The sequence below is a fragment of the Novosphingobium sp. genome (assembly GCF_041915465.1).
GTDB lineage: Bacteria > Pseudomonadota > Alphaproteobacteria > Sphingomonadales > Sphingomonadaceae > Novosphingobium.
This window is the reverse complement of sequence record NZ_JAYSBK010000073.1, coordinates 1-15,554: the sequence shown is the minus strand read 5'-3', so window position 1 is coordinate 15,554 and position 15,554 is coordinate 1. Positions and strand designations below refer to the sequence as shown.

At 66.5% G+C, this 15,554-nt stretch carries 11 protein-coding genes; 5 read left to right on the top strand and 6 right to left on the bottom strand.

Features of this window, described 5'->3' with window-relative positions; genetic code table 11:
- From ACE3SN_RS12195 to ACE3SN_RS12180, 4 genes are all read left to right on the top strand, one after another.
- A partial coding sequence (locus ACE3SN_RS12195) for an amino acid permease (RefSeq protein WP_374530397.1) occupies window positions 1-1,412 on the top strand: 1,412 nt, incomplete at its 5' end.
- 110 nt (window positions 1,413-1,522) lie between these two features.
- A complete protein-coding gene (locus ACE3SN_RS12190; RefSeq protein WP_374530396.1) occupies window positions 1,523-2,323 on the top strand; it encodes a hypothetical protein in 801 nt (266 codons plus the stop codon).
- Window positions 2,274-3,782, top strand: coding sequence for a DUF6504 family protein (locus ACE3SN_RS12185; protein ID WP_374530394.1), 1,509 nt, complete (start codon window positions 2,274-2,276; stop codon window positions 3,780-3,782). The genes ACE3SN_RS12190 and ACE3SN_RS12185 overlap by 50 nt, the downstream gene beginning before the upstream one ends.
- Window positions 3,775-7,185 (top strand): error-prone DNA polymerase, encoded by a 3,411-nt coding sequence (locus ACE3SN_RS12180; RefSeq protein WP_374530393.1) that lies wholly within the window; start codon window positions 3,775-3,777, stop codon window positions 7,183-7,185. The genes ACE3SN_RS12185 and ACE3SN_RS12180 overlap by 8 nt, the downstream gene beginning before the upstream one ends.
- Here ACE3SN_RS12180 and ACE3SN_RS12175 read toward each other — a convergent pair.
- A complete protein-coding gene (locus tag ACE3SN_RS12175; protein ID WP_374530391.1) occupies window positions 7,179-8,216 on the bottom strand; it encodes an AraC family transcriptional regulator ligand-binding domain-containing protein in 1,038 nt (345 codons plus the stop codon). The genes ACE3SN_RS12180 and ACE3SN_RS12175 overlap by 7 nt on opposite strands.
- Window positions 8,217-8,388: 172 nt before the next feature.
- On the opposite strand from ACE3SN_RS12175, the gene ACE3SN_RS12170 reads away from it, so the two are divergent.
- Window positions 8,389-10,695, top strand: a complete 2,307-nt coding sequence (locus tag ACE3SN_RS12170) for a TonB-dependent receptor (protein ID WP_374530389.1) — start codon at window positions 8,389-8,391, stop codon at window positions 10,693-10,695.
- 93 nt (window positions 10,696-10,788) lie between these two features.
- Here ACE3SN_RS12170 and phoB read toward each other — a convergent pair whose 3' ends face one another.
- Genes phoB through pstC form a run of 5 tightly spaced genes read right to left on the bottom strand, consistent with a single transcriptional unit; the run spans window position 10,789 to window position 15,552 of the window.
- Entirely contained in the window at window positions 10,789-11,478 is a 690-nt protein-coding gene (gene phoB, locus ACE3SN_RS12165) for a phosphate regulon transcriptional regulator PhoB (RefSeq protein ID WP_374530387.1), read from the bottom strand.
- A gap of 4 nt (window positions 11,479-11,482) precedes the next feature.
- On the bottom strand, window positions 11,483-12,151 hold the full coding sequence (phoU, locus tag ACE3SN_RS12160; protein ID WP_374530385.1) for a phosphate signaling complex protein PhoU: 669 nt from the start codon (window positions 12,149-12,151) through the stop codon (window positions 11,483-11,485).
- A gap of 8 nt (window positions 12,152-12,159) precedes the next feature.
- On the bottom strand, window positions 12,160-12,945 hold the full coding sequence (pstB, locus tag ACE3SN_RS12155; protein WP_374530383.1) for a phosphate ABC transporter ATP-binding protein PstB: 786 nt from the start codon (window positions 12,943-12,945) through the stop codon (window positions 12,160-12,162).
- Window positions 12,942-14,168 (bottom strand): phosphate ABC transporter permease PstA, encoded by a 1,227-nt coding sequence (gene pstA, locus ACE3SN_RS12150; RefSeq protein ID WP_374530381.1) that lies wholly within the window; start codon window positions 14,166-14,168, stop codon window positions 12,942-12,944. The genes pstB and pstA overlap by 4 nt, the downstream gene beginning before the upstream one ends.
- Window positions 14,161-15,552 (bottom strand): phosphate ABC transporter permease subunit PstC, encoded by a 1,392-nt coding sequence (gene pstC / locus ACE3SN_RS12145; RefSeq protein ID WP_374530380.1) that lies wholly within the window; start codon window positions 15,550-15,552, stop codon window positions 14,161-14,163. The genes pstA and pstC overlap by 8 nt, the downstream gene beginning before the upstream one ends.
- Window positions 15,553-15,554: the final 2 nt, after the last annotated feature.

Genomic DNA, 15,554 nt, shown 5'->3' with positions numbered 1-15,554 from the left:
CGCAAAAGGCCGGTCCGGGGATGATGCTCAGCTTCGTGATCGCCGGGTTCGTCTGCGCCGTTGCGGCGCTGTGCTATTCGGAACTGGCCTCGATGGTCCCGGTTTCGGGTTCGGCCTATACTTACACCTACGCCGTGATGGGCGAATTGCTGGCCTGGATGGTCGGCTGGGCGCTGATCCTCGAATACGCGGTGGCGGCCTCGGCGGTTTGCGTCGGCTGGTCGGGCTATTTCGTCGGGCTGTTGCGGGACTATGTCGGGATCACCATTCCCGATGCCCTGGCCAACGGGCCGACTGCCGGGGGGATCATCAACCTTCCCGCGCTTGTAATCGGCCTGCTGGTCACCTGGCTGCTGATGATCGGCACCTCGGAAAGCGCCAAGGTCAATGCCGCGCTGGTGGTGATCAAGGTGACTGCGCTCACCCTGTTCATTTTCGCGACCTTCAAGTACCTCAACAACGGTCCGAACTTCACACCCTTTACGCCCAATGGCTGGGGGATCATCGGCGTCGGCGGGGCCGCGGCCTCGATCTTCTTCGCCTATGTCGGGTTCGACGCGGTTTCGACCGCGGCCGAGGAAACCAAGGATCCCCAGCGCAATGTGCCGATTGGCCTGATCGGCAGCCTGGCGATCTGCACCGTGTTCTACCTGCTGGTGGCGGGCGGCGCGATCGGCGCGATTGGCGCCCAGCCGGTGACTGGCTTGGCGGGCGAAGTACTCTCGCCCGGTTCGTCCGCACTGGCCGAACGCTGCTCGACCCTGCTTGCCGCCGGGACCGAACCGCTGGCCTGCTCGAAGGAAGCGCTGGCCCATGTGCTCAAGTCGATCGGCTGGACCAAGCTGGGCGGCGTGATCGGCCTGGCCGCAGGCCTTGCCCTGCCGTCGGTGATCCTGATGATGCTGTTCGGCCAGACCCGCATCTTCTTCGTCATGGCGCGCGACGGCCTGCTGCCTGAAAAGCTCGCCTCGATCCATCCCAAGTGGAAGACCCCGCACATCGTGACCGCGATTACCGGTGTGTTCGTGGCCGCTGCTGCCGCCTTCCTGCCGGTGGGCAAGCTGGCGGACATCTCGAACTCGGGCACGCTGTTCGCCTTCTTCATGGTGGCGATCGCGGTCTTGGTGCTGCGCATCAAGGAGCCGAACCGGCACCGTCCGTTCCGCACCCCGCTGATCTGGGTTACCGCGCCGCTGGCGATTGTCGGCACCCTGGCGCTCTACCTGCTGCTGCCCTTCGATGCGAAGATGGTGCTGCCGGTGTGGGGCGCGCTGGGCCTGCTGATCTACTACGGCTATTCGCGCAGCCGCAGCCATGTCGGCCGCGGCCTCGTCGAGGTGCACGAGGAAGACGCCGACATTCCGCCGCAGCCGGTCGCACCGCTGCCGGGCGGGATCGAACTCGACGACTGATCGTCCGGGCCGATCCGAACAGGGCCGCTTCCCTTGGGGGGAGGCGGCCCTTTTCTTTTGCGGGAAGGAGCCGTTGCGAATCGCTGCAAATGAGAACATAAATAGAACATATGAGCGATTCACCGATCCCGATCCCAACCCCGCTGGCCGCCTTTGCACGCCGCCGGTCGCTCGCTCTGCCGCGCGCGGGGCTTGCCGCTGCGCAGGCCGCGCGCTGGGAACCGGGGCTGAAGGATCCGGCCCTGCACGGAGAGGTCTTCGCTGCGCCCAATGAAGGCAGCGGCGCCGCGCTGGCGCTGGCCTTCGCGCTGGATCGGATGCGCAGCCAGCGCCCAGATCCCGCCGCCGATACGCCGGACGAACGGCCCTGGCTGTGGGTGCAGGATGCGGGCGCGGTGCGCGCCGGGGGGCGGCCCTATCGCCCCGGCCTGCCGCCGGACCTGCGCCGCCGCCTGGTCCACGTTGCCGCGAAGACCCCCGAAGACGCGCTGTTTGCGCTCGAAGAGGGACTGCGCTGCCGCGATCTGGCCTTCGTGATCGGAGAGATCGCGGGTAATCCCCGCGCGCTCGATTTTACCGCCTCGCGCCGGCTTTCGCTGGCGGCAGAGCGCCACGGCGTGCCGCTCTGGCTGGTGCGGCTGGGCGCGCGCCGCGATCTTGGCTCGGCCCGGCTGCGCTGGGACGTGCGCGCCGCGCCATCGCTTCCCCCGCGCTGGAACCCGCAGGCTCCGGGTACGCCCGCCTGGCAGGCCGAACTGTTCCGCGCCCGTGCCCACCCTCCCGGAGAATGGATCCTGCGCGATGACGGACAAGTCCTCGCCGCCAGCCCGATTGCCGGCCCAGCAACCCGAACGCCGGATCATGGCGATCTGGTGCCCGGCGCTGGCGATCGATCGCTGGCGGCTGGGTGAAGGTCTGCGTCGGGGGGAGGGGGCAGACGCAGAACCATTCGCCCTGATCACCGAAACTGCGCACGGCCCACGCATTGCCGCCGCGAACCCGGCCGGGCGCGATGCCGGCGTGCATCCCGGCATGATGCTGGCCGATGCCCGCGCGCTGTGTCCGGCGCTGGCCGTAGCCGTGGCCGATCCGGCGGGCGACCTCGCGCTGCTCGAACGCCTTGCCTTGTGGGCGCAGCGGTGGGGACCGTGGTCCGCGCTCGATCCGCCTGACGGGCTGATTGTCGATGTCACCGGGGCGGCGCACCTGTTCGGCGGGGAAGCAGCCATGCTGGACGATGTGCGCTGCCGCCTTGTCGCGCGCGGATTTGCCGCGCGCACCGCGATCGCGCCGACTGCGGGGGCGGCCTGGGCGCTAGCGCATTATGGCGGCGGGCGGGAGATCGCGCTCGAACACCTGCCCGTTGCCGCGCTGCGGCTCGATGGCGCGACCGAGCTGGTGCTGCGGCGACTTGGCCTCAAACGCATTGGCGATCTTTCCGGCGTGGCGCGCGATGCCCTGGCGCGGCGGTTCCGCTCCACCCGCGCGCCCGCCGCCAATCCGCTGGTGCGGCTCGACCAACTGCTGGGCCGGGTTCCCGAACCGATCCTGCCGGTGCTGGCCGAGCCGCTCCCGCTGGTCCAGCGCCGCCTGATGGAGCCGATCCGCCACCGCAGTCTGCTCGATCAGGTGCTGGCAGACCTGTGCGTCGATATGGCCCGCCTCCTCGAAGGACAGGCGAAGGGCGGGCGGCGGTTCGACCTCGCGCTGTGGAAGGTCGATGGCGAAGTGCTGAGCCGCCGCCTCGAACTCGCCGCCGCCAGCCGCGACGCGGCCCATATCGCGGGGCTGTTCACCCGCAAGCTTGACGATATCGACGCCGGGTTCGGGATCGAACTGGCGCGGCTTTCCGTCCCGTGGAGCGAGCCGCTGCCGCTGGCCCAGCGCGATTTCGAGGCTGCCGCCGAAGCCCACGGCACCAGTCTTGCAGCCTTTGTCGACCGGCTGGCCGCGCGATTGGGGCCGCAGGCCGTGCGCCGCCCCCAGCCGCGCGCCAGCCACCTGCCCGAACGCGCCCAGCGCTGGGTGGGGGCGCTTGAGGCCGAACGGAACACGCAGGGCGAACTCGCGCTCCACGCGCGCCCGTTGAAACTGCTTGACCGGGCCGAGCCGATCGCGGTGCTCTATGCCAGCCCCGATGGCCTGCCGCGCCGGTTCCGCTGGCGCGGCGAAGTGCACGAGGTGGCCCGCGCCGAAGGGCCGGAGCGGATCGCGCCCGAATGGTGGCGTGAACGCTCCACCACGCGGCTGCGCGACTATTACCGGGTCGAGGACGATGCCGGACGGCGATATTGGATCTACCGCGCGGGGCTGGCGGGCGACGGGCGCGGCGGGGTGCCCGAATGGTTCCTGCAGGGGCTCTATGCCTGAAGCCCCGCTCACCCCCGAACGCCGCCATGTCGAGGCGGTCCTGCCGCCGCCGTCCGAACGCGCGGCCTTCGTCGAACTGGGGCTGGCAAGCTGCTTTTCGTTCCTGCGCGGCGCGTCGGACGCGGTGGACCTGGCGACCACGGCGCGTGCGCTGGGCTATGACGCGATCGGGATTGCGGACGCCAACACCATGGCAGGCGTGGTGCGGCTCCACGGCGAGGCGCGGGCGCTGGGCCTCAGGCCCGTGATCGGCTGCCGGATCGAAACGATCGAAGGGCTGGCCTTCCTGGCCTATCCGACGGGCCGCACGGGCTATGGCAACCTCTGCCGCCTGATCTCGGCCGGTCGCATGGCGCGGCTCGACGGCGAATGGCAGGACAAGGGCGCCTGCGACATTTCGCTGACTATGCTGGCCGAGCATAGCGATGGCGTGGCGCTGGTGCTGATTCCGCCGCGCGATCTGGCGCAGGTGTTCACCCTGCCGCTCCCCGACAATGTCGTCTCGATCGCCGGCCAGCCGCGCGGCGAGGGGATGAGCGGCACGCTGGGCGATCTGCTGGCGCACCTCGCCGCGCTGCTGCCGGGGCTGGGGCATGTGGCCGCCAGCTATCTCTACAGCGGTGACGACATTGCCCGGATCAACGCGCTCGATGCGCTCGCGAAGGGGCAGGGCCTAGCGATCCTGGCCACCAATGATGTGCTCTATCACGCGCCGCAGCGCCGCCCGCTGCATGACGTGATGACCGCGATCCGCCACAAGACCACCGTGGCTTCCGCCGGGCACCTGCTCGAGGCCAATGCCGAACGCCATCTCAAGGGACCGGAAGAGATGGCCCGCCTGTTCGCGCCCTGGCCCCATGCCATCGCGGTGGCGCGTGACCTTGCCGATGCCTGCACCTTCAGCCTCGAGGAACTGCGCTATGAATACCCCGAGGAAATCTGCCCCGAAGGGCTGGAGCCGCAGGCCTGGCTGGAGCGGCTGACCTGGGCCGGGGCGGAGGAACGCTATCCCGCCGGCGTGCCGGAAACCGTGCGCGAGACGCTGCTGCGCGAGCTCGATCTGATCGCCCGGCTGCAGCTCTCACGTTACTTCCTGACTATCAAGGATATTATTGATTTTGCACGAAATCAGATTCCACCAATCCTGTGCCAGGGGCGCGGCAGTGCAGCCAATTCGGCGGTGTGCTATTGCCTGGGCATCACGGCGGTCGATCCCGCGAAGCACGCGCTGCTGTTCGACCGCTTCATTTCCGAAGAGCGCAAGGAACCGCCCGACATCGACGTCGATTTCGAGCACGAGCGGCGCGAGGAAGTGATCCAGTACATCTACGCCCGCTATGGCCGCCAGCGCGCCGGCCTGTGCGCCACCGTGATTCATTACCGTCCGCGCATGGCGATCCGCGAGGTCGGCAAGGTGATGGGCCTGTCCGAAGACGTCACCGCCGTGCTGGCGAAAACGGTGTGGGGCGGGCACGGCCGCTCGATCAAGGAAGCCCACGTGGCGCGCGAAACCGGGGTGGACCTGTCCGATCCGCACCTGCGCCGGGTGCTGGCCCTGACCGAGCAGATGATCGGGATGCCGCGCCACCTTTCGCAGCACGTTGGCGGGTTCATCCTGACACAGGGGCTGCTCACCGAAACCGTGCCGATCGGCAACGGCGCCATGGCGGATCGCAGCTTCATCGAATGGGACAAGGACGATATCGACGCGCTCGGCATCCTCAAGGTCGACGTGCTGGCGCTGGGGATGCTGACCTGCATCAGGAAATGCCTCGACCTGCTGGGCGCGCACCACGGCCAGCAGCTGACTCTCGCCACCGTCCCGCGCGAGGATCCGGCGGTTTACGACATGCTCTGCCGGGGGGATTCGCTGGGTGTGTTCCAGGTCGAAAGCCGGGCGCAGATGAACATGCTGCCGCGCCTGCGCCCGCGCTGCTTCTACGACCTCGTCATCGAGGTGGCGATCGTGCGCCCCGGACCGATCCAGGGCGACATGGTCCACCCCTTTCTGAAGCGGCGACGCGGGGCCGAGGCGGTGGAAATCCCCGCGCCCGGGCCCGAACACGGGCCGCCTGACGAGTTGACCTCGATCCTCGGGCGCACGCTGGGGGTGCCGATCTTCCAGGAACAGGCGATGAAGATCGCGCTCGATGCGGCGCGTTTTTCCAGCGCCGAGGCCAACCGTCTGCGCAAGGCGATGGCGACCTTCCGCTCGCGCGGGATGGTCCACGAATTGCAGGACATGATGGTCGGCCGGATGATCGCGCGCGGCTATGATCCCGAATTCGCGGAGCGCTGCTTCAACCAGATCAAGGGGTTCGGCGAATACGGTTTCCCCGAAAGCCACGCCGCCAGCTTCGCGCATCTGGTTTACGTCTCGTCGTGGCTGAAGTGCCACTTTCCGGCAGCTTTCGCCTGCGCCCTGCTCAATTCGCAGCCGATGGGGTTCTATGCGCCGGCGCAGATCGTGCGCGATGCGCGCGAACACGGCGTCATGGTGCTGCCGGTGGACGTCAACCACAGCGACTGGGACTGCACGCTGGAAGGGCAGGGGGCGGGCGTGGCGCTGCGGCTTGGCCTGCGCCAGGTCGATGGCTTCCCCGAGGCTGCGGCCGCGCGGATCGTGGCGGCGCGGGCCGAGGGCGGGCCATTTCGCGACGTGCGCGAGCTCCAGGAACGGGCCGGGCTGTCTCCGGCGTTGGTCGAACGGCTCGCCTCGGCCGATTGCTTCAATTCGCTGGCCCTCTCGCGGCGGCAGGCGCTGTGGGATGCGCGTAGCCTGATCGCCGCGCCCGACCTGCCGCTGTTCGCCGCCGCCGCTGCGCGCGACGAGGGGGCGGAGGCCCTGCCCACGCGCCTGCCGGTGATGCCGCTGTCCGAGGAAGTGGTGGCCGATTACCAGACCCAGCGCCTCTCGCTGAAGGCCCATCCGCTCGCCTTCCTGCGCGCCAGCCTGGCCGAACGCGGCTTTGTCCGCGCGGCCGATCTGCGTGCGCGCAAGTATCGCTCGACAGTGCAGGTCGCGGGCGTGGTGCTGATCCGCCAGCGGCCCGGCAGCGCCAAGGGGGTGTGCTTCATTACGCTGGAGGATGAAAGCGGGGTCGCCAATCTAGTCATCTGGCCCGATCTGATGGAGCGCCAGCGCAAGGTGATCATGGGGGCGCGGCTGATGGAGGTACAGGGCCGGGTCGAATATGACGACGAGGTGATCCACGTGATTGCCACCCGGCTGATTGACGCGACGGACGCGCTGCACGCCCTGTCCGACGACCTGCTCAGCCCGGCGGTCGAACGGGCGGATCATGTCGCGCGCCCGCTGCAGGGCCGCCGCGCGCCGCCCGCGCGCTCGCACGGGCATCCCCGCAACGTGCGGGTGATTCCCAAGTCACGCGATTTTCACTGATCGTCCGGCCCCGCATCGACCCGCAGGCGTGCGCGCATCGCCATCTGACGCGAACTCATCCCGAATTCCCGCCGCAGGAAGCGGCTTACGCTGGCTGCCTCGCCATAGCCGAGCCGGTAAGCCAGCTCGGCCAGGCTGGCTTTGCGTTCGCTGGCAAAATATTCCTCCGCAACCCGCCGCCGCACCCGCATCACCAGATCCTCGAACGACAGGCCGTGTTCGGCAAGGTGGCGCTGGACGCTGCGCCGGCTGAGCGCGAGCAGTTCGGCAACGAGATCGAGCGAGGCCCGCCCGCCGGCCAGATTGGTGGCGATCCGTTGCTCCACCCGCTGGACGATATCGGCGGTCTGTTCGTGATCGAGGTTTTGCAGTTGCCGCTCGAGATAGGCCAGCATCTGCGCATTGCCGTTGGGAGCGGGGCGGCGCAGATCCTCGCGCGGGAGAATGATTGCACTGCGATCGGCACCGTAGTGAATCGGACAGCGGAACACGCTGCGGATGAAGCGCTGGCTGGCCGGAGGGGAGTGCTCCAGTTCAAGCCGCAACGGGTGCCAGCTCTCGCCCAGCAGCAAGCGAATGATCCGCAGCCGCACGGTCAGCGTGGCCTCGATGAACTGGCTGCCGCCAAACCGGCTGGGGATCACCAGAAACTGCCGGATCGCCACCTCGCCGCCTTCGTCCTCGACCACCATGCGCAGCGCCTGGTGTTCAAGGTGCAGGTACTGGAACGAGATGCGCAGCGATTCCTCGACCGTGGGGCAATGATCCCACAGCAGACTGAACGGCCCGAACCCGCGCGGGTTGGTCCAGCTGGCAAAGGCCACGCCCAGGCTCGGCCGGCGGGTCCGCAGGGCGCAGAGCTGGAGGATGTCGACCAGGCCGCGGGCCGGTACACGGTCGCTGGTTTCGGCATCGCGCACGATTGCCTTGAGGTCATCGTCAAGGATCCGCTCAAGCGGCAGGCCGGTCGAACGGGCAAAGCGCAGGAACTGACGCAGGGAGCCGGAATGGGCCACGGATTCGGAGATCATGGCTGGCGCATAACGACAAATACCTGGCGCATAAAGTCAAGAATTAACCGATGGATTAAAGCAATTGGAGCACGGACCGATTTACCTGCCATCGGGCAGGAATCCCCTCCCAGGGATCGGCTCCGCACAAGACCAGATCGCCCCCAAGGCGATGATTTTCATGGAGGATGTTGTGAGGAGTAAGCTTCTCGCCGGCGTGGCCGGTATTCTGATTGCGCCGCTGTTTGCCGCCCCTGCCTATGCGCAGGACACCGCAGCTGACGAACCCACCGGCGGTCTCGACGAAATCGTCGTCACCGCGCAGCGCCGCAGCGAAAATCTGCAGAACGTGCCGATCGCCATCACCGCCGCCAGCGGCGAGGCTCTGGCCACCGCGCGCGTCGAGAACATCTCGAACATCCAGGCGGTCAGCCCCTCGATCACCTTCCGCGCGACCAACATCGCCAGCTCGACCGCGAACGTCATCATCCGCGGCCTCGGCACCAGCGGCAACAGCCGCAGCTTCGAAGGCTCGGTCGGCGTGTTCATCGACGGCGTGTACCGCACCCGTGCGGCTGCCGCGCTGCAGAACTTCCTCGACATCGACGGCCTGCAGGTGCTGCGCGGTCCGCAGGGCACGCTGTTCGGCAAGAACACCACCGCCGGCGCGCTGCTGCTCAACTCGACCAAGCCCTCGACCAGCGAAGCGAGCGGCCTGTTCGAGGCGACCTATGGCAACTACGGCTCGCTGCTCGTCCGCGCCGCCGGCAACATGCCGATCGGCGACACGGCGGCATTCCGCCTGGCGGGCGTTGCCTCGACCCGTGACGGTTTCTACACCGATTCGACCACCGGCGAGCACCTCAACGGCGACAAGACCCGCGCGGTCAAGGGCCAGCTGCTGATCGAGCCGGGTACCGGCCTGTCGATCCGCCTGATCGGCGACTATTCGTACAGCACCGGCAACTGCTGCTATGCGACCTCGAGCTTCCAGGCCGGTCCGACCCAGCCGCTGATCGATTACCTGACCGTGATCGGCGGGCGCACCCTGCCTTCGGCCAAGCCCTCGGACTGGCAGCAGACGCTTAACGGCAACGGCAAGCAGACCGTCGAAGACTATGGCGCGACCCTGATGGTCGATGCGGATCTTGGCGCTGGTACGCTGAAGTCGGTTTCCGCCGTGCGCAAGTTCAAGCTCGACCAGCGCGACATGGACCCCGATTTTTCGGGCGCCGACATCTTCCGCTACAACGAAAGCTTCGAAAGCCGCTTCATCTCGCAGGAGCTGACCTACAACACCAAGATCGAAGCCCTGAACGCGGATGCGGTGTTCGGCGTGTTCTTCTCGGACGAAAAGCTGCACATGGGCCGCGAAATGCCCTGGTCGAACCAGGCGCAGGCCTATTGGGATGTCGTGTTCGGCGGCCTTGGCTACCCGGCCGGCACCGCCAGCGCCCCGGCCGGTCCGTGGGACAAGGAAAACATGAACGGCAAGGCGCGCTCTTATGCCGGCTTCGGTCACCTTGACTTTGCGCTTGGCGACAAGGTCAACGTGATCACCGGTCTGCGCTATTCGGTTGAAAAGAAGGAAGGCAGCTTCGCGTTCGACTATTTCAGCCCGGCCTGGAACGATCCGTTCCGTCTGCTCGGCGTTTCGCCGGGGCCGGCCTATGCGAAGAGCATCACCAACAAGGCGGTCAGCGGCACCTTTGGCGTGCAGTATCGTCCGAACAGCGACGTGATGATCTATGCGACCTACAACCGCGGCTTCAAGGCGGGCGGCGTGAACATCGACGCCAACGGCGGCGGTACCCGCGCCAACAACCCGGCCGAAGTGCCCGGCGCCGTGCCGCTTGATCCCAGCTACAAGCCCGAAAAGGTCAATGCCTTCGAAGTGGGCGCAAAGTTCCAGTATCTGGATCGCCGCGCGCGCACCAACATCGCGTTCTTCTATTACGACCTGTCCGATCTGCAGATCGCGCAGTTCGTGGGCCTGCGCTTCACCGTGCTCAACGCCAAGTCGGCGACCGACTATGGTATGGAAATCGAGAACCTGTTCCAGCTTAACGACGCGCTGACGCTGGGCATCGATGGCACCTGGGTGCCGCACGCCAAGTACGGCGTCGATCCGACGATCGACCCGGCGCTGTCAGGCCAGCGCTTCCGCTTTGCGCCGAAGCTTTCGGCCAACGTGACGCTGAACCTCGACACGCCGGTCAGCGATACGGTCAACCTGGTTGGCCGCATCCAGTACCAGTACACCAGCACCCAGCAGATCAGCACCGCCAGCAATGCGGTGCAGGGCCCGCTGAGCCTGGTCAACGCCAACCTTGGCTTCAAGATCCCCGACAGCAACCTGCTGGTCGAGGGCTGGGTGCAGAACCTCTTCAACGAGACCTACTTCACCCAGGCCTTCCCGACCCCGCTGCAAACCGGCGACCAGAACGGTTACCTCGGCGCGCCGCGGACCTATGGTGTGCGCATGCGCATGAGCTTCTAAGCTCCAGTTCGGACGGGAACCCGAACGAGAAGGGGCTGTCACCGGGAAATCGGTGGCAGCCCCTTTCTGTATTGTGCGGAAGTGGGTTGGCGCTCAGACCGCTTCGAGCGCGTAGCCGGCCGAACGCACGGTGCGCACCGGATCGGGCGCCCCGGCCAGTTCGATGCCCTTGCGCAAGCGGCGGATGTGGACGTCGACCGTGCGCAATTCGATGTCGCTGTCGGTGCCCCAGACCGCATCGAGCAGTTGCCCGCGCGAAAATACCCGACCCGGATGCTCCATGAAGAACTTGAGCAGGCGAAATTCGGTCGGTCCGAGCGACAGGAGCTGTCCGCGGCGGCTGACGCGGTGCGCGGTCGCATCGAGCGAAAGATCGCCCACGGTCAGCGTTTCGCCAGCCAGGGCAGGACGGATCCGGCGCATGATCGCATTGACGCGGGCGACCAACTCGCGCGGGGAAAACGGCTTGGTGACATAATCGTCCGCACCGGTATCGAGCCCGCGGATCTTGTCATCCTCGGCGCCGCGCGCGGTCAGCATCACGATCGGGACGTGCGCGGTCGCCTTGTCGCGGCGCAGGCGGCGGCAGACCTCGATCCCGCTGGTGCCCTCGATCATCCAGTCAAGCACGACCAGGTCGGGCACCTCCTCGACCGCGAGCAGCAGCGCCTCGTCGCCATCGGGCGTGGAGGTGACGCTGTAGCCTTCCGCCTTGAAGCGGAACTCGAGCAGTTCGGCGAGCGCCGGATCGTCCTCGACCAGCAGCAGGCGGGGGGCGCTCATCGGTTCAGGAGCGATCGGTCAGGTATTTGCCGGTCGCGGCGTAATAGACCATCTCGGCGACATTGGTGGCATGATCACCGATCCGTTCGATGTTGCGGGCCACGAACAGCAATTGCGCCGCGCTCGAAATCGTCGCAGGATTTTCCATCATATGACTGACAAGATTTCGGAAAATGCTTTCGTAGAAGGCATCAACCTTGTCATCGCGCGAAACGATGTCGGCTGCCAGTTCGGAGTCTCGCGCGGCATAGGCGGTGAGCACGTCGTGGACCATCTCGCTCGCCAGTTCGGCCATTGCCGGGATCAGGGTGAGGGGCTCGAACTTGCGGCGGTCGGTGATCTTGTTGGTGCTCTTGGCGATGTTCTTGGCATAGTCGCCAATGCGTTCGACGACGCCGGCAATCTTGAGCGCCGCGATCACTTCGCGCAGGTCGTCGGCCATCGGCGCGCGCAGCGCGATGATGCGGACGGCCAGCTTGTCGACTTCCGCCTCAAGCGCGTCGATCCGCTTGTCGCGGGCGATCACGTCCTTGGCGAGGTCCATGTTGCCCTTGACCAGCGCGTCCATCGATTCGCCGATCGAGACTTCGGCCAGGCCGCCCATCTCGGCGATCAGGCCGCGCAGCCGGGTGATGTCCTCGTCGAAGGCCTTGACGGTATGTTCCTGTGCCATGCGAAATCCTAACCGTAACGTCCGGTGATATAGTCTTTGGTCCGCTCTTCACGCGGGTTGGTGAAGATATCGGAAGTCTTGCCGTACTCCACGATCTTGCCAAGGTGGAAGAACGCGGTGCGCTGCGAAACGCGGGCGGCCTGCTGCATCGAGTGGGTGACGATGACAATCGCGTAGCGACCGCGCAGTTCGTCGATCAGTTCCTCGATCTTGGCCGTGGCAATCGGGTCGAGCGCGGAGCAGGGCTCGTCCATCAGGATCACTTCGGGATCGACCGCGATCGCACGCGCGATGCACAGGCGCTGCTGCTGACCGCCGGACAGCGCGGTGCCGCTGTCGGCCAGCCGGTCCTTGACCTCATCCCACAGGCCCGCGCGCTTGAGCGATTTCTCGACGATTTCGTCCAGTTCCGCCTTGCTGGCGGAGAGGCCATGGATGCGCGGCCCGTAAGCGACGTTTTCATAGATCGACTTGGGAAACGGGTTCGGCTTCTGGAACACCATGCCGACCCGCGCGCGCAGCTGCACCACGTCCATGCCCGAGGTGTAGATGTTCTGCCCGTCGAGCATGATGTCACCCTCGACGCGCGCGCCGGGGATCGTGTCGTTCATGCGGTTGAGCGTGCGCAGGAAAGTCGACTTGCCGCAGCCCGACGGGCCAATGAAGGCGGTGACGTATTCCTGGCTGATGTCGATCGACACATCGTCGATCGCACGCTTTTCGCCATAGAAGACCGACACGCCGCGCGCGGCGATCTTGGCGTCGATCGGATCCAGTTCGTGATAAGTGGTCACCAGCGTTTCTCGAAGCGGTTGCGAAGGTAGATGGCAAGCCCGTTCATCACCAGCAGGAACAGCAGCAGGATAATGATGGCGGCGGAAGTGCGTTCGACGAAGCCGCGATCGATCTCGTCGGACCACAGGAAGATCTGCACCGGCAAGACGGTGGCAGGGGAAGTGAAGCCGTCGGGCGGGGAAGCGACGAAGGCGCGCATCCCGATCATCAGCAGCGGCGCGGTTTCACCCAGTGCGCGGGCCATGCCGATGATGGTCCCGGTCAGGATCCCGGGCAGGGCCAGGGGTAGCACGTGGTGGAACACGGTCTGAACGCGGCTCGCGCCGACAGCCAGCGCGGCATCGCGGATCGAGGGCGGCACCGCCTTGATCGCGTTACGTCCGGAAATCACGATCACCGGCATGGTCATCAGTGCCAGCGTCATCCCGCCGATCAGCGGCGCCGAGCGCCAGTTGGGAAACAGCCCAAGGAACACCGCGAGCCCCAGCAGGCCGAAGATGATCGAAGGTACGGCGGCAAGGTTGTTGATCGAAACCTCGATCAGGTCGGTCCAGCGGTTACGCGGGGCATATTCCTCGAGGTAGACCGCTGCCAGCACGCCGACCGGGAAGGCGAGGGCGAGGGTCACGAACATGGTCAGCATCGAGCCCTTGAGCGCGCCCCAGATGCCGACGTCTTGCGGCCCGGTGGCGTCACCGCGGGTCAGAAAGCCAAAGTCGAAGGCGCGCACCAGCTTGCCTTCGCCCTTGAGCCTGTTCACCAGCGGCACCAGTTCGCCATGGCCATCGCCGCGCAGGGCGGCCGCCATGTCGTCAGTTACCGGCAACGATACTTCGAGCTTGCCCTGCAGGCGCGACGGATCGGCTGCGAGCTTGGCGGCGACTTCGCGCCAGGCACCGTCGTCGAGATGCGCTGCGCCATCATCGCCCAGTTCCTTGGCGGCGGCAAAGGCGACCACATCGGCAAGGCCCGCCCCCTTCAGGGCATCGACCGCGCCGGGTCCCTGCAACTGCGAGGGATCTACCGTAAGTGCGCCGCTCGAAAAATCGATCGGGAAACGCACCTCGGTGCGCTGGAACCCGCCGAGCGCGTTCGCGGTCATGGTGAACAGCAGGAATGCCAGCACCAGCGCAGAGAACAGCACCGAGCCATAGCCAAGGGCCTTGAACCGGCGCTCGGCCGCATAGCGGCGCTTGAGGCGAAGATCGGCGGCGTTACTCATATGCTTCCCGGAACCGCTTGACGACGCGCAGGGCGACGAAATTGAGAGAGAGTGTGACGAGGAACAGCACCATGCCCAGGGCGAAGGCGGAAAGCGTCGCGGGATGGTCGAAGCTGCCTTCGCCGGTCAGCATGGCGACGATCTGGAAGGTCACAGTCGTCATGCTTTCAAAGGGATTGGCGGAAAGGCGCGCGGTTGCGCCAGCGGCCATCACCACGATCATCGTTTCGCCGATCGCACGGCTGACCGCGAGCATGACGCCCGCGACGATGCCGGGCAGAGCGGCGGGGATCAGCACCCGGCGGATCGTTTCGGAGGTGGTCGCACCCATCGCCAGGCTGCCGTCGCGCATCGCTTGCGGCACGGCGGTGATGCTGTCGTCCGCCATCGAGGAGACGAAGGGAATGATCATGATCCCCATCACGACCCCGGCGGCCAGCGCGCTTTCGCTCGAAGCGCTGGCGATCCCGATCGAATGCCCGAAATCGCGGATCAGCGGCGCAACGGTCAGCGCGGCGAAATAGCCGTACACCACCGTCGGCACGCCCGCGAGGATTTCGAGCAGCGGCTTCATCCATTTGCGCAGGGTCGGCGTGGCATATTGGGTGAGGTAGATCGCGCTCATCATCCCGAGCGGAATGGCGACAATCATCGCGATGATCGCGCCGATGAAGATTGTGCCCCAGAACAGCGGTACGGCGCCATAATTCTCAGGGCGCACCGATGCGGGATCGACCATCGGATCCGGCCCCCAATGGGTGCCGAAAAGGAAATCGGCCGGATTGACCACCTGGAAAAATCGCCCGGTTTCGAACACCAGCGAGGCGACGATGCCGAACGTCGTGAAGATCGCGACCAGCGAGGCCAGCAACAGGGTTGCCATGACCACGCGCTCGACCCGCGTGCGGGCGGTGAAATCAGGCCGCAGCCGCAGGAATGCGAATGCGCCCCCGGCAAAGCCGATCAGCAGCGTAACGATGATGCCGATGGTCGAAAATTGCGAGATCGCCGCGCGGAACGGTTCGACCAGCGCGCCCGACTGCGGGTTGAACGCGGCGCCCGCCGATCCGCTGGCGATTGCGTGGGCTTCGGACAGGATCGAATCGCGCTGGAGCCCGAAGGCCGGCAGCGCGGCGGCAGCAGGATCGGCGAGGACCTTGCCGAGCACGAGGCCCGGGCTGATCGAGGCCCAGGCCATCGCAAACAGCACGGCCGGCACGGCGGCCCACAGGGCCACGTACCAGCCGTGATAATTGGGCAGCGAATGCAGGTCGGTACCTGCGGCGCGCGCGGTTCGGCGCAGCGCCCAGGCCCGCGAACGCGCCGCCAGCCAACCAATCAGGCCCAACCCAAGGGCAAGCAGGACAGGAATGGCTGGCGACATAG